The 18,915-nt window shown below is 63.0% G+C and carries 16 protein-coding genes and 1 tRNA gene; 10 read left to right on the top strand and 7 right to left on the bottom strand.

Going from position 1 to position 18,915, the window contains the following annotated elements; all coding sequences use genetic code 11:
• Window positions 1-6: 6 nt before the first annotated feature.
• The gene (locus AC0L2U_RS12475; protein WP_127809179.1) at window positions 7-1,317 is read left to right on the top strand and encodes a YeaH/YhbH family protein; all 1,311 of its coding nucleotides are present in this window, start codon (window positions 7-9) and stop codon (window positions 1,315-1,317) included.
• Between the two features lie 9 nt (window positions 1,318-1,326).
• On the top strand, window positions 1,327-2,868 hold the full coding sequence (locus AC0L2U_RS12470; protein WP_127396956.1) for a SpoVR family protein: 1,542 nt from the start codon (window positions 1,327-1,329) through the stop codon (window positions 2,866-2,868).
• 24 nt (window positions 2,869-2,892) lie between these two features.
• Here the strand turns inward: AC0L2U_RS12470 and AC0L2U_RS12465 are convergent, their stop codons facing one another.
• Genes AC0L2U_RS12465 through AC0L2U_RS12455 form a run of 3 tightly spaced genes read right to left on the bottom strand, consistent with a single transcriptional unit; the run spans window position 2,893 to window position 5,536 of the window.
• A complete protein-coding gene (locus AC0L2U_RS12465; protein ID WP_127396955.1) occupies window positions 2,893-3,789 on the bottom strand; it encodes an HlyC/CorC family transporter in 897 nt (298 codons plus the stop codon).
• Window positions 3,786-4,928: a 3-dehydroquinate synthase gene (gene aroB / locus AC0L2U_RS12460; protein WP_473601983.1), complete on the bottom strand. Its 1,143-nt coding sequence runs from the start codon at window positions 4,926-4,928 to the stop codon at window positions 3,786-3,788. The genes AC0L2U_RS12465 and aroB overlap by 4 nt, the downstream gene beginning before the upstream one ends.
• Entirely contained in the window at window positions 4,925-5,536 is a 612-nt protein-coding gene (locus tag AC0L2U_RS12455) for a shikimate kinase (RefSeq protein ID WP_473601982.1), read from the bottom strand. The genes aroB and AC0L2U_RS12455 overlap by 4 nt, the downstream gene beginning before the upstream one ends.
• A 210-nt stretch (window positions 5,537-5,746) precedes the next feature.
• Here AC0L2U_RS12455 and AC0L2U_RS12450 point away from each other — a divergent pair, with 210 nt between their 5' ends.
• The 5 genes from AC0L2U_RS12450 to AC0L2U_RS12430 all read left to right on the top strand — a co-directional run bounded on the left by AC0L2U_RS12450 (window position 5,747) and on the right by AC0L2U_RS12430 (window position 9,645).
• Window positions 5,747-5,899 carry a histidine kinase gene (locus AC0L2U_RS12450; protein WP_127266685.1) on the top strand — a complete coding sequence of 51 codons (153 nt, stop codon included), beginning with the start codon at window positions 5,747-5,749 and terminating at the stop codon, window positions 5,897-5,899.
• 17 nt (window positions 5,900-5,916) lie between these two features.
• Window positions 5,917-6,834 (top strand): site-specific tyrosine recombinase XerD, encoded by a 918-nt coding sequence (locus AC0L2U_RS12445; protein WP_473601981.1) that lies wholly within the window; start codon window positions 5,917-5,919, stop codon window positions 6,832-6,834.
• Between the two features lie 99 nt (window positions 6,835-6,933).
• Complete coding sequence (locus AC0L2U_RS12440; RefSeq protein ID WP_027038080.1) at window positions 6,934-7,884, top strand: acetyl-CoA carboxylase carboxyltransferase subunit alpha; 951 nt, start codon at window positions 6,934-6,936, stop codon at window positions 7,882-7,884.
• A gap of 217 nt (window positions 7,885-8,101) precedes the next feature.
• Window positions 8,102-9,400 (top strand): L,D-transpeptidase family protein, encoded by a 1,299-nt coding sequence (locus tag AC0L2U_RS12435; RefSeq protein WP_128288227.1) that lies wholly within the window; start codon window positions 8,102-8,104, stop codon window positions 9,398-9,400.
• Between the two features lie 8 nt (window positions 9,401-9,408).
• Window positions 9,409-9,645 (top strand): sulfurtransferase TusA family protein, encoded by a 237-nt coding sequence (locus AC0L2U_RS12430; protein ID WP_164761850.1) that lies wholly within the window; start codon window positions 9,409-9,411, stop codon window positions 9,643-9,645.
• A 9-nt stretch (window positions 9,646-9,654) separates the two neighbouring features.
• Here the strand turns inward: AC0L2U_RS12430 and AC0L2U_RS12425 are convergent, their stop codons facing one another.
• Both AC0L2U_RS12425 and AC0L2U_RS12420 read right to left on the bottom strand, forming a co-directional pair.
• Window positions 9,655-10,779 carry a CobW family GTP-binding protein gene (locus AC0L2U_RS12425; RefSeq protein ID WP_473601980.1) on the bottom strand — a complete coding sequence of 375 codons (1,125 nt, stop codon included), beginning with the start codon at window positions 10,777-10,779 and terminating at the stop codon, window positions 9,655-9,657.
• Between the two features lie 3 nt (window positions 10,780-10,782).
• Window positions 10,783-11,946, bottom strand: a complete 1,164-nt coding sequence (locus AC0L2U_RS12420) for a D-alanyl-D-alanine carboxypeptidase family protein (RefSeq protein WP_127266676.1) — start codon at window positions 11,944-11,946, stop codon at window positions 10,783-10,785.
• Window positions 11,947-12,162: 216 nt separating this feature from the next.
• On the opposite strand from AC0L2U_RS12420, the gene AC0L2U_RS12415 reads away from it, so the two are divergent.
• From AC0L2U_RS12415 to AC0L2U_RS12405, 3 genes are all read left to right on the top strand, one after another.
• Window positions 12,163-13,326, top strand: coding sequence for a M20 aminoacylase family protein (locus AC0L2U_RS12415; RefSeq protein ID WP_127329985.1), 1,164 nt, complete (start codon window positions 12,163-12,165; stop codon window positions 13,324-13,326).
• A gap of 83 nt (window positions 13,327-13,409) precedes the next feature.
• A tRNA-Arg gene (locus tag AC0L2U_RS12410) sits at window positions 13,410-13,486 on the top strand.
• A 527-nt stretch (window positions 13,487-14,013) separates the two neighbouring features.
• Window positions 14,014-15,936, top strand: a complete 1,923-nt coding sequence (locus tag AC0L2U_RS12405; RefSeq protein ID WP_473601979.1) for a hypothetical protein — start codon at window positions 14,014-14,016, stop codon at window positions 15,934-15,936.
• 1,260 nt (window positions 15,937-17,196) lie between these two features.
• Here AC0L2U_RS12405 and AC0L2U_RS12400 read toward each other — a convergent pair.
• Both AC0L2U_RS12400 and AC0L2U_RS12395 read right to left on the bottom strand, forming a co-directional pair.
• Entirely contained in the window at window positions 17,197-17,550 is a 354-nt protein-coding gene (locus tag AC0L2U_RS12400) for a cupin domain-containing protein (RefSeq protein WP_127266678.1), read from the bottom strand.
• A 339-nt stretch (window positions 17,551-17,889) separates the two neighbouring features.
• The gene (locus AC0L2U_RS12395) at window positions 17,890-18,783 is read right to left on the bottom strand and encodes a sugar phosphate isomerase/epimerase family protein (protein WP_127809117.1); all 894 of its coding nucleotides are present in this window, start codon (window positions 18,781-18,783) and stop codon (window positions 17,890-17,892) included.
• Between the last annotated feature and the right edge of the window lie 132 nt (window positions 18,784-18,915).

Genomic DNA, 18,915 nt, shown 5'->3' with positions numbered 1-18,915 from the left:
GGTTCCATGCCGATCTTCATCGACCGCCGCCTGAACCCGAAAGACAAGAGCCTCGGCAATCGCCAGCGCTTCCTGCGACGCGCGCGCGAGGAATTGAAACGGAGCATACGCGACCAGATCCGCACCGGCAGGATCGCCGACGCGGACTCCGAGCACGCCGTGCGCATGCCCGAAAGAGGCACAAGCGAGCCGAGCTTCAACAACGCCCGCGACAGCGGCAGGCGCCAGCACATCTTGCCGGGCAACAGGCATTTCTCCGCTGGAGACCTGATCCCCAAGCCCGGCGGAGGCGGCGGGGGAGCGTCGTCCCCGGGAAACAAGGCATCCGAGGACGACTTTCGTTTCGTACTGTCGCGCGAGGAAGTGCTCGATCTTTTCTTCGAGGATCTCGAACTCCCCGACATGGTCAAGCTCAACCTCAAGGAGATCCTTGCCTTCAAGCCGCGTAGGGCGGGCTTCGCCGCCACCGGTTCGCCGACCAACATCAATGTCGGCCGCACGATGCGCAACAGCCACGGCCGCCGCATTGCGCTGAGGCGCCCCAAGCAGGTCGAACTGGATGCGATCCTCGAGGAAATCGCCTCGCTCGAGGAGGCGCCATACAGCGCCGACGCGCGCCGGCGTATCGCGGCATTGCGCGAAGAGCTTGACCGGCTGGAACGACGCCGCCGACGCATTGCCTATGTCGATCCGGTCGACATCCGCTTCAACCGCTTCGATTCCCGGCCGGTGCCGAACGCCAATGCCGTCATGTTCTGTCTGATGGACGTGTCCGGGTCCATGGGCGAGCGCGAGAAGGATCTGGCCAAGCGCTTCTTCGTCTTGCTGCACCTGTTCTTGAAACGACGCTACGACCGCATCGAGATTGTCTTCATCCGCCACACGCACCTGGCTCAGGAGGTCGACGAGGAGACATTTTTCTACAACACCCAAAGCGGCGGCACTGTCGTTTCCACCGCGCTGGAGGAAATGCACCGTATTATCGCGAGCCGCTACCCGGCCCACGACTGGAATATCTATGCTGCCCAGGCCTCGGACGGCGACAATTTCGCCGGCGATTCAGAGCGATGCATTTCGCTTCTCAACGGCGAGCTCATGCGGCTGTGCCAGTATTTTGCCTATGTCGAGATCATCGACGAGCGTGAAGCCCATATTTTCGGCTCGACCGAAAACGGGACATCGCTGTGGCGTGCCTATAACGCCATCGACCAGAAATGGCCGAACTTCCAGATGAGCCGCATCGCTACGCCCGCCGATATCTACCCGGTCTTTCGCCAGCTTTTCGGCAGGCAGCCGGTCTCCCTCAAGCGGGCATGAGGGTTCCCGATGGTCAGACAAGCCAGCAAATCCAGCCTGCTTTTTTCAGGGTCCGACTGGGATTTCAAAACATTGTCGCGGGCCTATGACGCGATCGAGGCACTTGCGGTCGAAGAGCTTCATCTGGACACCTATCCCGTTCAGATGGAGATCATCTCTTCGCAACAGATGCTCGACGCCTATTCGTCCATTGGCATGCCATTGATGTACCGTCACTGGTCTTTCGGCAAACATTTCCTCCACCAGGATCTGCTCTATCGCAAGGGCGGGCGAGGGCTTGCTTATGAACTGGTCATCAATTCCAATCCCTGCATCGTCTATCTGATGGAGGAAAACACCATGGCCCTGCAGGCCTTGGTGACGGCCCATGCAGCTCTCGGGCACAATCATTTCTTCAAGAACAATCAATTGTTCAAACAATGGACGGATGCAGGTGCGATCCTCGGCTACCTGGACTTCGCCAAGGGCTACATAGTCCGTTGCGAGGAGCGGCACGGCCTCGCCGCCGTCGAGGCTGTGCTCGATTCCGCCCACGCGCTGATGGATCAGGGCGTGTTTCGCTATCACCGGCCGCCGAGGCTGTCGTCGGAACGGCAGCGCGAAGGAATTCGCGAGCGTCTCGAATACGAGGAGCGCTCCTACAACGACTTGTGGCGTACGCTGCCGCCTTCGCAGCAAGCGGCCAACGACAAGGGCCAGGACCCGGAGCGGAAGAAATCGCTAAACCTGCCTGAGGAAAACCTGCTCTATTTCCTGGAAAAGAACAGCCCGGTCCTGGAGCCCTGGCAGCGTGAGATCATCAGGATCGTTCGGGTCATCGCGCAATATTTTTACCCGCAACGGCAAACACAGGTGATGAACGAGGGCTGCGCCACGTTCGTGCACTATACGCTGATGAACATGCTGTTCGACCGCGGCCAGATCAGCGAAGGCGCCATGCTCGAAATCCTGCGCAATCATTCCAACGTGGTCTTTCAGCCGGCGTTCGACGATCCGCGTTTTTCAGGCATCAACCCCTATGCTCTCGGCCTCGACATGATGCAGGACATTCAGCGCATTTCGACCAAACCCACGGCTGAGGACCGCGATTGGTTCCCCGACATCGCTGGCCAGGGCAACTGGCGCGAGGTCCTGCTTGACGCCTGGGCCGAGCACCGCGACGAATCCTTCATCCGCCAGTACCTCAGTCCCGCCTTGATCCGGAAATGGCGGTTTTTTGTGCTTGGCGACGCTGCCGACCAACCGCATTGTCTGGTCGCCTCGATCCACGACGAGCGCGGCTACGCCAAGATACGCGCCACGCTCGCCAACAGCTATGATCTCGGCGCGAACCGGCCGGACATTCAGGTGGTGGATGTCGATCTGCTCGGCGACCGCCATTTGCGCCTGCAGCACAAGGTCAATGACGGCATCCTGCTCGAGGATGCCAGCCGCGACGCCACGCTTCGTCACATCCGCAGGCTTTGGGGTTATGAAGTCAGCCTGGCGGCCATAGATGCAGAGACCGGCGCGACGATCCACGAACGCTCGACAAGCCAGATCGCCGGATGACGTGCCCCGGCCTCCCTGCACGTATCAGGTGTCGCCGGCTGGCCTGATCCTCAGCCTTGCGATCCGGTTCTTGTCGCGTTTCATGACGATGAAGCGCTTGCCGTGGAACGTAAAAGCCTGCTTCTCCTCGGGGATCGATTGCGTCTCGTGGATGACGAGGCCGGCAATGGTGGTGGCCTCCTCATCCGGCAGGTTCCAGTCGAGAGCCCGGTTGAGATCACGGATGGGCACCGTACCGTCGACGACCACGGAGCCGTCGGCCTCCTGCTTGACGCCCTGTATGTCGACATCATGCTCGTCAGCGATCTCGCCGACGATCTCCTCGATAATGTCCTCCAGCGTCACCAGCCCTTCGACCTCGCCATATTCGTCGACCACGACGGCGAAATGCGCCTTGCGGCGAAGGAAGGCGTTGAGTTGTTCCTGCAAGGTCGTGGTGTCGGGCACGAACCATGGTTTCGAGGCGATCTTCATCACATCGATCCTGGAGAAGTCGTTGCCGACTTCGTTCAAGGCGCGCAGCAGATCCTTTGCATGCAGCACGCCGACGATGTTGTCGAGCGAGCCTTTCCACAGCGGCATGCGGGTGTGCGGGCTTTGCAAAATCTCGCGCACCACCGCTTCCGGCGCATTGTCGGCATTGACCGAGCGCATATTGGTGCGGTGGACCATGATGTCGGAGACTTCGAGCTCGGCGAGATCGAACAGGCCGCCGACGCGGTCGCGATCCTCGCGCACCACCTGGCCGTCGCGGCGGAAATCATCGACCGCGCCGCGCAATTCGTCCTGGCTGGAACGCTGCGGCTCGATGCGCGAAAGCTCGTATCCGAACATGGCAAGCAGGCGCGTGCGCACGGCAACGAGCAGCACGATGAGGATGGCAAGGACGGCAACGACGATCCAGCCGGGCTCGTTGGTCATCTCGGCCGCATTTTCTGCTGGTCCGGATGGTTTTCTGTCAGAAACGACAGCACTTCCGATGCCGGAACATCCTTGGCAATGAAAGCTTGGCCGACGCCGCGCGTCAGGATGAAGGTCAGCGCGCCGCGCGACACCTTCTTGTCCTGGGTGATAAATGCCAGCAGCGCCTCGGCGTCAGGCAGATCGCCCGATATGTCGGCTATCCGCCAGGGCAGGCCGACGGCGCGCAGATGCGCCTCGACGCGCGCGGCATCGTCGGGGCTGGCCAGATTGAGCCGCGACGAGAACCGGTAGGCCAGCGCCATGCCGATGGCGACGCCTTCGCCATGGACGAGGCGGCTTCCGTCATATTGGGTGGCGGCTTCCAGCGCGTGGCCGAATGTGTGGCCGAGATTGAGCAGCGCGCGGTCGCCGGTCTCGAACTCGTCGCGCGCAACCACGTCGGCCTTGGCGCGGCAGGCTTCGGCGATCGCCTGCGTCCTCTCCGGCCCGCCGGCAAAAACCTGGGCCCAATTCTTTTCCAGCCAGGTGAAAAATTCTGGCCGGTCGATGAGCCCGTATTTGGCGAGTTCGGCATAGCCGGCGCGGAATTCGCGGATCGGCAGCGTGTCGAGCACTCCGGTGTCGGCCAGCACCAGTTTCGGCTGATGGAAGACGCCGACGAGGTTCTTGCCGCGTGGGCTGTTGATGCCGGTCTTGCCGCCGACCGAGGAATCGACCTGCGCCAGCAGCGAGGTCGGGATCTGCACGAAATTCATCCCGCGCCGCACGATGCCGGCGGCAAAGCCGGCAAGGTCGCCGATAACGCCGCCGCCGAAGGCGATGACGATGTCGCCACGTTCCAGTTTCGCAGCCAGCACACCGTCGACCACCTCTTCGAGATGAGCAAAACTCTTGGTCTTCTCGCCGGGCGGCAACGTGATCACGGCGGTCTGGATGCCGCCCGTTTCGAGGCTGGCCTGAAGGGCAGCGAGATGCGCTGCCGCGACATTGGCGTCGGTGACGACCGCGGCGCGTGTACCCGGCAGGCGACCCGATATCTCGGCGCCCGCGCGGGCCAACAACCCCGAACCTATCAGGATATCGTAGGTCCGGTCGCCAAGGCCGACTTCGACGACAACGGGTGCCTCGATGCTCACTGTTCCACCTCGCCCGTCGCCGTCGTCTCATCGATGCCGAAATGCCGGCACAGCGCGTCCACCACTTCGGTCGCGATGACTTCCTTGCGATCATCGCGGGTCGGCACTGTGACGTCGGATGTCGCGTAGACCGGATAGCGCTCGCCCATCAGCCGCTCCAGCACGGCGCGGGGGTCGTCGCTTTTCAGGAGCGGCCGGTTTTGTTTCTTGGAGACGCGGTCCATCAGAAGGTCGAGTTCGGCCTTTAGCCACACCGACACGCCCTGCGCAGCGATCGCCTCGCGCGTCTGCGCGTTCATGAAGGCGCCGCCGCCCGTCGACAGCACCTGCGGGCCGTTTTCCAGCACGCGCAGGATGACGCGCTGCTCCAGCGCCCGGAATTCGGTCTCGCCATAGCGCTCGAACAGCTCCGGAACGGTCATGCGCGAGACGCTTTCGATCTCCTGGTCGCTGTCGATGAAGGGCAGCGCCAGCATCGTCGCCACCTTGCGGCCGATCGCCGTCTTGCCGGCGCCCATCAATCCGACGAAGACCACGGAACGGCTCCCCAGCCGGCCAAGCAACGCGGCGTGGATCTCGTCTGGAGGATTTGCTGGCAGCGCGTTCATCGGATGTTTCGAAGGCCCTCTTTGCCGGCGTATCGACATGAAAAGCCCGTTTGCGTCAAGCGGGGCAAGCGCCTTGAACCCGATATGGACCAGCAGGGTCTGCATCAGAAGTTGCTAACAGGCCTCCGCTTCTTCCTTGAATTGGCCGGATTGGCGTCCCATAAGGGGACAGGGTTTGGAAACGCAGAACAAGAAGACGGGCGAAAATTGATGCCGACACTGTTTCGCTTTGTCGTGGTAACAGCGATTCTGGCAGGCATTGCCTATGGTGCGATGTTCGCACTGGTGATGTTCGTCGAGCCAAAGAAGGGCGAAATGAGCGTGCGCATCCCTCCGGAAAAGCTGAACCCCAAGAAAAGCTGAACCCGAAGAAAAGTTGAATGAACAGCGCCGCCCGCATCGAAGCCTTTTTGGAAATGATGAGCGCCGAGCGGGGCGCGGCTGAAAATACGCTTTCCTCCTACCGCCGCGACCTCGAGGACGCTTCTGGCGCGATCGATGGCGGGCTGGCTGGTGCCGCCGCCGCCGATATCCGCGCCTATCTCGACGACATTGCCGCCCGCGGCTTTGCCGCCACGTCGCAGGCGCGCAAACTGTCGGCGATCCGCCAGTTCTTCAAATTCCTCTACGCCGAAGGCCTGCGCGGCGATGACCCGACCGGCACGCTGGACAGCCCGAGAAAGGGCCGCCCGCTGCCCAAGACGATGAGCGAGGCCGACACCGGCCGGCTGATCGACCGAGCGGCGCTTGAGGCCGGCGATGCCTCGTCGGGCGATGGGGACAGTCTGGCGTCACTGCGCCTGCATGCGCTGGTCGAGGTGCTTTACGCCACCGGCCTGCGCGTTTCCGAGCTGGTCGGCCTGCCGGTGACGGTGGCGCAGCGCGACGACCGTTTCTTCATGGTGCGCGGCAAGGGCGACAAGGAGCGCATGGTGCCACTCTCGGCCAAGGCACGCACGGCGATGAAGACCTGGCTTGCCGCCCGCGCCAGGGTGCCCGCCTTTGCCGACAGTCCGTTCCTGTTTCCGGCCGCCTCCGACAGCGGCTATCTCTCGCGCCAGGTCTTCGCGCGTGACCTGAAAGGGCTGGCGGCAAGGGCCGGCATCGCCTCGGCGAAGATCTCGCCGCACGTGCTGCGCCATGCTTTCGCCAGCCATCTCCTGCAGAACGGCGCCGATCTCCGGGCCGTGCAGCAATTGCTTGGCCATGCCGACATATCGACGACACAGATTTACACCCATGTGCTGGAAGAGCGGCTGGTGCGGCTGGTCAACGATCATCATCCGCTTGCCGACTAGGCCTCATATCGCTATGTGAGGACGACATTTCACCGCCCGGAGCCTTGGATTCAAGGGTTCCGTCAGCCACTGCCTTCCGACGTATCGGTCCGCTCACGCATGTATAATTACCTCGATTTCGAAAAGCCGGTGCAGGACCTCGAGGGCAAGATCCTCGAGCTGAAGAAGCTTGCCGAGAATGGCGAGGCGGTCGATGTCGGCGACGAGATCAGCCGTCTTGAGAAGCGCTCCCGCGACGCGCTGCGCGACGCCTACAAGGCGCTGACGCCGTGGCAGAAGGTGCAGGTGGCTCGCCATCCAGACAGGCCGCATTGCGTCGACTATATCAAGGGCCTGTTCACCGATTTCACGCCGCTGGCCGGCGACCGCAATTTCGGTGAGGACCAGGCGATCGTCGGCGGTTTCGCCCGTTTCCGCGGCGAACCCATTGCCATCATCGGCCAGGAAAAAGGTTCCGACACAGCCAGCCGCCTGAAACACAATTTCGGATCGGTTCGCCCGGAGGGCTACCGCAAGGCGGTACGGCTGATGGAACTGGCCGACCGCTTCAAGATCCCGCTGCTGACGCTGGTCGACACGGCCGGCGCCTATCCCGGTGTCAACGCCGAGGAGCGCGGCCAGGCGGAGGCTATCGCCCGTTCAACCTCGACCTGTCTCGGCCTGAAAGTGCCGTCGATCTCGGTGGTCATCGGCGAAGGCGGTTCGGGCGGCGCCATTGCCATCGCCACCGCCAACCGCGTCTACATGCTCGAACACGCCATCTATTCGGTGATTTCGCCGGAAGGGGCCGCCTCGATCCTGTGGCGCGACACAACGCGATCGAAGGACGCGGCGACCAACATGAAGATCACCGCGCAGGATCTTTTTGAATTAAAGATCATCGACGCCATCATCCCCGAGCCGCTCGGCGGTGCGCATCGCGGCGCCGAAACGGTGATCGCCGCGACCGGAGACCTCATCGCCAGGACGATGAAGGATTTTGCCGGCGCCAACACCGATTTCCGCGAGCAGCGCCGCGAAAAATACCTGGCCATGGGCCGCAGTCTCTGACCACAGGCAGCCTTGGCCGCAACAATGTGGCGGGGCGGAGCATTTTTGCCACAAAAATGCCGCTGCATTCGGCTCAATGAGACTGCCGCAGGGGGATGCGTCGGCACTTGCGGTAAGGAATTTATTAGGGTTAACGGGCTTAGGGTCCGTCGATGCGCAGTGTAGCAGCCGGGGCAGGAAGCGTCCTGGCGCCAGAGAAAAGACGATATCCGTAGCCATGTTTGTCAAGCTTGCCCGCACCGGAATCCTGATCGCTGCCCTCGGCGTTGCCGGCTGCAACAATTCGTCGATGAAGGATTTTGCCCCGGAGGCCAACAAGCCGCTGCCCGACAAGATCCTCGCCGACATGAGAGCCAAGGGCATGGTCCGCACCTCGTCGGTGATGGCCCGCATCTTCAAGGAAGAAGGCAAGCTCGAGATCTGGAAGGCCAAGACCAACGGCCGCTACGACATGGTCGCCAGCTACGACATCTGCAAATGGTCGGGCAAGCTCGGGCCGAAATACACCGAAGGCGACCGCCAGGCGCCGGAAGGCTTCTACACGGTGCGCCCGGCGCAGATGAATCCGCGCTCGAACTACCATTTGTCCTTCAACATCGGCTATCCCAACGCCTATGACCGCGCCAATGGCCGTACCGGCTCCAATTTGATGGTGCACGGCGCCTGTTCGTCTTCGGGCTGCTATTCGATGACCGATGCGCAGATCGAGCAGATCTATGCCTTTGGCCGCGACGCCTTCCAGGGCGGCCAGACCGAGTTCCAGATCCAGGCGTTTCCGTTCCGCATGACCGCCGCCAACATGGCGCGCTACCGCAACGACCCGAATTACGACTTCTGGAAGATGCTGAAGGTCGGCTACGACAATTTCGAGATCACCAAGGTGCCGCCGAAGGTCGATGTCTGCGAGAAGCGTTATGTCTTCAACCAGGTTGCCGCCGACGGTCAGACATTCGATCCGGCCGGCGCCTGCCCGGCGACGACGCAGCCTGATTCGCTGAAGAGTGCCTACAACTCCTACATGAGCACCTACGACGCTGCGTTCAGCGGCGCGGTCAAGGCCAGCGTGCCGGCGCCCAAGCCGACCATTGCCGGTATCAAGGAAGCCAGCATCGTCTCCGACTGGTCCAAGCGCCGCGCACGCGGCGAACGCGTGCCGATCGATCCGCCGTCGCTCAACAATGACGGCTCGGTCACCGAGACGGCACGCATGGGTCGCATCGATTCGCCCGCTGGCCGCAAGATGGCGGCCCTCGATGCCGAAAAGGCGGCCAAGCAGAAGGCCGAGGAGCAGAGGCTCGCTGCCATAGAGGCGGCCAAGCAAGCCAAGGAAGCCGCCAAGGCTCAGGCTCTGGCCGAAAAGGAGGCCGAAAAGGCCGCCAAGGAAGCCCCCGTCGCCACCGCGACCATCGCGGCCCCTTCGGAAGCGGCACCGATGGCTGAGACGCAGGCGGCGAGTGCCGACGAGAGCCGCGTGACGAAGCTGAAGAACAAGCTGCTCGGCATGTTCGGCGGTTGATTTCGCCCGTGGATGATCGCGCCGCTATTTATGACCTCAAGGGGCTGAACTGCCCCTTGCCCGTGCTCAAGGCCAAGAAGCGCCTGGCGGGGATGCAACCGGGCAGCCGGCTCTGGCTGGAGACCACCGACCCGCTGGCCGTCATCGACATTCCGGCATTCTGTTCGGAGAGCGGCCACCAGTTGATTGAAACGGCGGCGGTCTCCGGCGGCCATCGATTCCTGGTCGAGCGCGGCGCGCCGTAATCGTGGGAGCTACCGCCCGGCAATCGCCAGCGGGTTGTTTTCCAGCGCGGCGCGATCGGGCGTGTCGATCGACGGCCGGTTGGTGAAGGCGGCGAACAGCCTGCGGATATAATCTTCGGGCATATCGAGCGTGATCAGCACCAGCCGCGTGCCGCGCTGGCCATCTGGCCAGGACGGCAATTGCACCGGCGGATGCAGGATCTTCTGCACGCCATGGATCACCAAACGCCGCGACGGGTCTTCCCTGAGCTCGATGACGCCCTTCATGCGCAGCAGGCGCTCGCCATGTGTCGAGCGCAGCAGGTCGAGGAACATCTCGATCGCCGAAAACGGCACCGGGCCGTCATGCACCAGCGAATAGGAACGCACCCGCGAATCGTGGCGATGACCGTGGTCATGGCCATGTTCGTGATCATGCCCATCATGGTGATCATGATCATGATGGTGATGATCATGAGCGGCTTCCTCGCCCAGCCAGCGCCGCACATCGGCGGATTTGGTTGCCGGGTTGTAGAGGCCGCAATCAAACAGCGCCGCCACGCCTGTCCCCGTGTCGCCGGCATCGAGCAGTTCGGCGCCCGGATTGATCTGCCGCAGGCGCGCCCGAAGCATTTCCAACTCATTGGGATCGACGACCAGATCGGCTTTGCTGAGCACGATGCGATCGGCGACGGCAGCCTGCTTGACCGCCTCGACATGGGCGTCGAGCGTGGCGTTGCCGTTGACGGCATCGACCAGCGTGATGACGCCGTCGAGCCGGAAGGCCTGGATCAGCGCCGGATGGGCCATGATCGACTGCAGCACCGGCGCCGGGTCGGCAAGGCCGGTGGTCTCGACGATGACGCGGGCCAGACGGGCGATGCGGCCGGTCTGCAGCCGGTCGACCAGGTCGGCCAGCGTATCGACCAGTTCGCCGCGCACCGTGCAGCACAGGCAGCCGTCCGAAAGCTGGATGATGCCGTCGGAAGACTGCTCGACCAGCAAATGGTCGATCGCCACCTCGCCGAACTCGTTGATGATCACCGCCGTGTCGGCCAGCGCCGGATCCTTGAGCAGCCGGTTGAGCAGCGTCGTCTTGCCGGCGCCGAGGAAGCCGGTCAGCACCGAGACGGGGATCGGGAAGCCGCTGCCCATTGGCTAGTTCGCAACCTTGGCCGGCTGGTCGCCCTGCGCGGCGGAGCCGGCAATCTTCGGGCCTGCGCCGGCCGGTGCCGGCCTGTCGGGCCGCCAGCTCGGGATCGGCACATCGGCATATTCCTGACCGCCCCGGTCGAGGATGGCCTTCGGCGCCGGACCGGTGGCGCCGCCAAGGCCGACGGCAACCAGCGTTGGCACATGGTCGAGCTTTTCCTGATAGGGCGATTTCGGCACGTCCTTGGCGACGACCGGCGGCGCCTCCGACTGCTCCTGCGGCGTCTTCTTCTTGCAGACCTCGTCCTTCATGTCGTTGGGCGAGACCGTGTCGCCATAGGGCGCCAGCGTGGTGACGGTGGCCGAGCCGGCGGCAGGCGCGTCAAAACCCTGATCGAGCAGTTTTGCCGCGGTCTCAGCACGTGTGACCGCCGATTTCTCGCCAAGCACCACCGCGACCAGCGTGCGCCCGTTGCGGGTCGCCGAACCGATCATGTTGAAGCCGGAAGGGCAGACAAAGCCGGTCTTCATGCCATCGGCGCCGGGATAACGGCCAATCAAGAGATTGTAGTTGGGGATAGCCTTCTTGCCGACGGCAAGGCCTTCGATCGAGAACCACGGCGCATATTGCGGAAATTCGCGGCGGATCGCCATCACCAGCACGGCGAGGTCGCGCGCCGTCGTGTACTGATCCGGCGAATAGAGCCCGTTCGGATTGACGAAATGCGTGCCGTTCATGCCGAGCCGGGTCGCTTCGGCGTTCATCCGGTCGGCAAAGGCCGCCTGCGAACCTCCGACATTTTCGCCCACCGCCATGGCGATGTCGTTGGCCGATTTGACCAGCATCATCTTCAGCGCGTTGTCGAGCCGCATCACCGAGCCCGGCTTGAAGCCCATCTTGCTTGGCGGCTCGGCGGCGGAGTGTTTGGTCACCTTGATCGGCGAATCAAGCTGAACCTCGCCGGCGGCGATCGCCCGAAAGGTGACATAAGCGGTCATCAGCTTGCTCAGCGATGCCGGATACCAGCGCTTGAACGCGTCCTGATGCTGCAGGATCTTGCCGCTGCCGAGATCGAATACGACCACCGGATTGGCCAGCGCCGGCCCGGCCACGACCGACAGCGCGATTGTGCCAACCGAGAATAGTTTGAGGAAATGCCTGTACCGCATGATCAAATCCGAAATCGCCTCTTGCCGTAGTCGCCCCTGGCTCCGTAAGATTTCGTTACGCGATCGCCAGCATGATTGGTCCGACCCTCAAAAACCGGACCGCATCGTTGCGGTGCTATTTACCCTATGTGACGCCAAGATGGCAAAGTGCCTGGCGATCACAATTGCAAGGCAGCGGACGACACCCGCCTGTCCCAACAGCGAGATGGAACCATCATGCCAATCCTGAACCGTGCCGCCGAAATGCAGGACGAAGTTGCCGGCTGGCGCCAGCATCTGCACCAGACGCCAGAACTGAACTTCGACGTCTTCAAGACCGCTGCCTTCGTCACCGAGAAGCTGAAAGCCTTCGGCTGTGACGATGTGGTCACCGGCCTCGGCAAGACCGGCGTCGTCGGCATCATCCGCGGCCGGCAGGGCGAAGGCCCCACCATCGGCCTGCGCGCCGACATGGACGCGCTGCCGCTCAACGAGATCACAGGCAAGTCCTACGCCTCGACCATCCCCGGCAAGATGCACGCCTGCGGCCATGACGGCCACACGGCAATGCTGCTGGGCGCGGCCAAATACCTCGCCGAGACGCGCAACTTCACCGGTTCCGTGGCGGTGATCTTCCAGCCGGCCGAAGAGGGCGGCGGCGGCGGCAACGAGATGGTCAAGGACGGCATGATGGAGCGTTTCGACATCTCCAGGGTGTTCGGCATGCACAACATGCCGGGCCTGCCTGTCGGGCAGTTCGCCATTCGCCCGGGCCCGATCATGGCGGCGACCGCCGAGTTCACCATCACCGTGCGCGGCAAGGGCGGCCACGCGGCGATGCCGCACGGCACGATCGACCCGATCGTCATCACCAGCCAACTGGTCGGCGCCTTGCAGACGATCGCCTCGCGCAGCACCGATCCGGTCGAGGCCGTGGTGGTGTCGGTGACCAAGTTCCACGCCGGTGACGCCTACAACATCATCCCCGAAACCGCTGAAATCGCCGGCACCGTGCGCACCCTGCGCAAGGAGATCGCCAAGAAGTCCGAAGAGCGCATCCGCAGCATATGCGACGGGCTGGCGACCGCATTCGGGGCAAAGATCGAGGTCGACTACCAGGCAAATTACCCCGTGACCTTCAACCACGCGGAAGAGACGGTGTTTGCCGGTGATGTCGCGATGAGTGTCGCCGGCGACGCCCATGTCCACCGCGGCATCCAGCCGGTGATGGGTGGCGAGGATTTTTCCTACATGCTCGAAGCCCGCCCCGGCGCCTTCATCTTCATCGGCAATGGCGACACCGCCGGTCTCCACAACCCTGCCTACGATTTCAACGACGAGGTCATCCCGCACGGCATGAGTTACTGGGTGAAACTGGCGGAAACCGCGCTGGCCGCCTGACGGCGGCAGCGCAAAGCCGGCCGGATTGCCTTCGGCCGGCCTCTTGGCGAAACGATCCGAAGCGGCTATGTGTCTGGCCGCGTGGTCCCGTAGCTCAGTAGGATAGAGCGGCAGATTCCTAATCTGTAGGTCACAGGTTCGATTCCTGTCGGGATCACCACGCTTTTCACCAGCTTAGCAAACTGACGTCGTACTTTTCGCGAAACAGTACGACGAATTCTAATTTCGCCGGGAATGCATCGCCGAACGATCCAGCTTCGCTCCGAAGAGCGGGCACTACAATGGCCCTTTTGTCTGGCCGAAGGCTGCCGGCAGGATCATTGCGAGGTGATGGTTGACCGTGGTGCGCTGTGACCTAGCTTAAAGTTCATGATGGACAGTCAAGAGCCGGGAAGTGGCGAATTGTCCGCACCGGCGAACTCTCGCGAGGTTGATATGCAGAGGCGCAAATCGGCGTCTCAGGGCCCCGCATGTGTCCTTGGTCGGCCATTGCCCGCCAACGAATATAAACCGCGGCGATCTATCAGCACGCGACCGGCGCCCCATCCGCAACAATTCGCAAGTACCAGAAGGATCCCGATGAAAGCGACGTTTCGAGGGCGGTAAGGCCTTGGCCAATACCAAGGCGGATGACCAGACATCGCTTTACGAACTTGACGATACACCCCAGAACGCACGGGCACGGCAATGCCAAATTATCTTGCCGAAATGTATGCAAACGACGTAAATTTGACCATTCTGAGCGCGGTAGTGACGCTTGCATCGGTAGGCGCCTATCTTGTGCTCCGGCGTATCCTTGCCGCGGTGCGACGGAGCCGCCTTGCAGCGTTTGACGAAGGCAGATCCGGTATCGCCGACGAGGCTTCTTGGGAATGGGAAAGCCCGGCCGGACTTGTCGCCCGACCTGCTTCTTCCAAGGCTGCCAACCCCTTGCATGCGGTCGGCCTGGATGTTCGGGCTCAAAATACCAACTACTCTCGGTTCGGAGTGCGAATCGAGCATTTCGCCGCGACATCCGAACCCAGCGGGAGCTCGTTGGTGACCGGTGCTCCTGCACCGAACAGTGTGCAGTCTGGCCGGCTTGCAGCATCCATCAGCGCGATCGCGGAATATGGGAAGCGGATTTGCGGGTCGGCATGGGACCAATTGCGCCATAGAGCTTCACCGCCAAAAATTGCTCCGTTGGCCTATGCTGCGGATCGCGGTTTGAATTTCACAGCTCAGATGGGAGATCCCGACCCGGCCATGGCGCCTGCCTCAAACCCTGTCGTTCGCAGGCCGATCGTTCTTGTATCGCGTTTGGGTCTCGCCGCCATTTGTCTGGCCGCGCCGATTGGCTATGCGATGACGAGACAAATCTGGGTCGAAAGCGCTTCAGCCATCTCGCAAACCCAAGACCAGGCCCATCGAGACCTTTCGCGCCCGTTGAAACTTCAGGCGAGTGCCGAATTGCTTGGCCCGGATCTCACGGCTAACCAGGCGCAAGACGGGACGGATCGTGCTCAGTCTGCCGCTGCGAGACAATTGGCCGACCAGGAACACCGGGCGGCGGAAGGCGAGCGTGCCAGGAGCGCCGCTCTGCAGGGAGCGCTCCTCGAGGCGAGCAAGCAGATCCACACGCTGAGGGCAAGCATGGCAGCTGCCGATGACGCGCGCGAGGAGCGGTTGCGCAATGAACTCGCGGCGGCCCGCACTCTTGACGCGTTGCGGCGCATTGCGGGAGATGCCCGCACGATGCTGAGCGAGGCCACCAGCTATGTCCTTGAGGAGATGCCCGCTGCTCATCTCGAGCAGGAGCAGGCCCAAAGGCAGGCGCGCGATTTATCGCAAGCGCGCGTCCAAATTGAACAGCTTGAGACCCAGGCCGCCGAGGATCGCGCCACGGCCAAGGCTTCACTGGGGCAGGCGAGCGGCATGCTCGACGACGAACGCCGGAAGGCGGAGCTGCTTCGTGGCGATCTCGCCGAAGCGAAACTGGCCAATGCCGCACTCATGAAGCGTACGGCCGCGGCTGAGCAGGAACGGACCGACGCGGTCACAGCGAGACAACAAGTGGAGCGGACCGCAGCTGACACGGAGCGAACGCTCGCACGAGAACGCGCTGCAGCAGCAGCGGCCGTTGAGGAGCTGAAAGAAGCTCGCGTCGAGCGCCAGGCGGCTGAACTGGAGCGAGCCAAAGCAGTCTCAGCGAAAGAGCGTGCCGAGCAGGCCGCAACCGAGACGGCACAGGCTCTGGCACGGGAACGTACTACAGCCGTCATGAATCGTAAGGATCTCGACAGAGCCCGCATCGAGCGCGAAGCCGCCGCCCAAGCTCTTTTGGTGCGTGTCGCTAAGCTTCAGGAGGCTCTGGACGAGCAACGCGAGGCCACTGTTTCTCTTGCCCGCGACTTGGCTGCGGCGCGCGGGGACAACGACAGGCTCAGGACTGAGCGCCGCAGCGCGCAGATCGAACCGCCCCTGAAGCCGCGTTCTGGCCGCGCGGCAGCCAGCCAGGTGACGGCCGTCAGCAAGAAGACTGGCAAGGTTCGCAACCCTTCGCGGATGACCCGGGTGCGTTCGATCACACTTCCTTACTCGCTCTTGCCAAGACACGCGACACCACAGTGATTCCGACTGCGCGGTCCCTTCCGTGGAAGGCCATCTTTGATGCCCCGCACCCTTGGTAACACACCCGAGGCCTGCTGCCATTTCGGCCAAAGATGAATGGCCTCTCGAATTCACCCTGCTTCATCAGCGAGGTGTTCTGCGCGGTTCGCTATCTCAGGCCGATCACGCTGCCTGTCGCGTCCAATTCGCATTGGACCGCCGCCTGCCGTGTTTCCACGTTGCCTTGCCGCACATAGTCGATGCTGACCTCGATAGGGGCCGAGATCGTCGCCCGACTCAACTGATGTACGACGCCCGCGCTGGCGACGCGCACGCTGGTCGCCCCAAACGGAGCGGCGGCCGACTCGATGGCATCATGGCAGGCCCGAACGACTTTATCCGGGACGCCCGGCAGCGCCTCGGTTCGGCTGACTGTTGATTGAGTGTTGCTGTCGCTGGGAGGCTGGAGAGCGGCCGGCAGGTCGAGCGACTGTCCGCCCCTTGCGGACGCAACAGCAGTAGCGGCGGCCGGACCTACCGTCCCAGGGACTGTCGCAGTGCCGCTTGTGCTGGTCTCGCCGTCGTCCGCCGACGAACTGGAGCCGCCGGGGTCATCGCTAGTCCCTTTCTGCGAGCCGCCGTGGTTGCCGCCGGCGTCATGACCTCCGCCGCCACCATGGCCACCAGAACCATGGCCGCCGTTGCCATGCCCTCCGCCCTGCTGACCACCGGTTGCAGCTCCTGCGCAAACTACCGCGATCGAGCAAGCTAAGACGAAATACGCACAGGTGAATCCACACGATTGACGCACGACAACCTCCATGGATGCGTCGGTCCAACCGTCTTTCCGCGGCTTGCAGTCAGAACGGCGCGAACCGCCGCTGCCCCCGCGGCAACCTCGCGATTGCCGCGCCCCCGAAAGAACTAGGGGATCAATCCGGTGTATCAAGGATACTTGGCTGGTAAGCACCGGTGAGAGATCGCTTGGCTGGCGAGTGCCGTATCACTCAGTCGATGCCGACCGTGGATGACGCCGCAGACGCCTTCGTGATCCAATGGCCGGAGTCCGGCGATTGGCCTGGCCGAGGCCCCGGCGAATGCAGAGATCAGCGAATAGGCTTACCGCGCTTCAGGTCAGCGCACCTCCTCCGAGTCATCGGCGACAGCCACGCGATGTCGGGTGGGATGGCCTCCAAAAGGCCCCGCGGAGGCACGAAAAAGCGTTCGCTTGAGCACTCGCCCGCCATGCGAACCATGGCGGGCCAGACGGATCACCCCGCCTCAGCCGACCCGCACGACAAAATGCTTCGTCACCGGCTCGATGATCTTCCAGGTTCCCTTGAAATCGGCTTCCACCACGAAGGCATCGCCGGGGCCGACCTCGACCGGTGTGCCGCCGTCCGGCGTGATGATGATGCGGCCGGCGATCATGTGCACGAACTCGTAGTCGGTATAGGTGGCGTGATAGGTGCCGGGCGTCGCGCGCCAGGTGCCCGACAACACCTTGCCGTCCTCGGTCGTGTGCTGGACGGCGGTTTGCATGGTCGGCTTGCCCTCGACGACGATCCAGCCAGCCAGATCGCCGGCGTCCGCGTGTTCGACGGTGCCGAATTTGAGGATTGTCTCGCGGGTCATGTGCTGGGCTCCGTTTGGTGGATTGCGTGGCGTTGTTTGCCTGGCCGGTCAGATAACCGATGCACCTGCCGCGAGCAATGCCGGCGCCATACGGCCGGCACCTTGGCTGACGGTGCATCAAACAAAAAACCCGCCTGTGCGGCGGGTCACTGGCGCAAGTCAGCACCATAGGCAAATATGTACCATAGCTGAGGTCACCGCGTCAAGAAAAAATTCCTATCTCGGAAAAATGGCGGCACAAAAGCCGCCAATACCGGCTGCCTCGAGGCCTGTTGTTAATCTGAGTTCGGCACCCTGCCCTGTGGCGCACGCCGCGTCCTTCGGCCCTCGACGGGCGGGTCAGGGTTTGTGCCGCGCCGAGACGAGTTCCGCCTTGCGCCTTGCCGTCTCTATTCCCAGACCGATGAAAGCACGCGCGTGCTTGGCCAGCGCCATGTTGTCCGTCCACAGATTGCGCCAGATCGCGGTCTTCTTCGACAGGTTCTCATCGACGATTTCCGAAGAGAAGGATTCGAAGCTGAGGTCGTCGCTGTAGCCGATAGCGGTCAGCGCATCGAAGATCGCGGCGAAGTCGATATTGCCGGTGCCGAGGAAGCCGCGATGGCTTTCGCCGATATGGACATAGCCGATCTTATCCGCGGCATGACGGATGGCCAGCCCGACATCGGCCTCCTCGATGTTCATGTGGAAGGTGTCGAGATGCAGGAAGATGTTGTCCGAGCCTGTGTCCTCGATGAAGGCCAGCCCTTGCGCGGCGGTGTTGAGCAGATTGCTTTCGAAGCGGTTGACGATCTCGAGGTTGAGCGTGACGCCGGCCGCCTTGGCTGTCTCGGCAACCTTGGCCAGCGTGCCGGCACTGCGCTGCCATTGATCGCGCGTCGGCGCCTCGACCTGCAATCCGTGGCTGGTCGAGAGAATGCCGGCGACCTTCCGGCCGCCGAGATCGCGCGTCAGCGCGATGGTGTCGTTGAGGATTTCGACGCCGCGCGCGGCAATCGCCTTGTCGGCGCTCGAAATGTCGCCATCAACAGGCAATCCGATGCTGATCGCGACGCCGAGGCCAAGATCGGCAATGCGCCTGGCGAGCCCGCCGATGTCGACATTGGCGGGGTCGAGATAGGAGAATTCGATGAGGTCGAAGCCGGCCTCCCTGGTGTTGGCCAGCGTGCGCTCGAGATCGGCCTGAGCCGAGCCCGCCGACCAGACAAAAGAATGGATTCCAATACGCGACATCATCGTCTCCGGCTTCTGCGCATCGGCCCCATGGGGAACCGATGCCTGGACAAGACGTGGGGGGGGGGGGGGGGGGGGGGGGGGGGGGGGGGGGGGGGGGGGGGGGGGGGGGGGGGGGGGGGGGGGGGGGGG

This window comes from Mesorhizobium sp. WSM4808 (assembly GCF_055811675.1).
The sequence above is the reverse complement of the archived record's forward strand: the minus strand, read 5'-3'. Positions and strand labels throughout refer to the sequence as shown.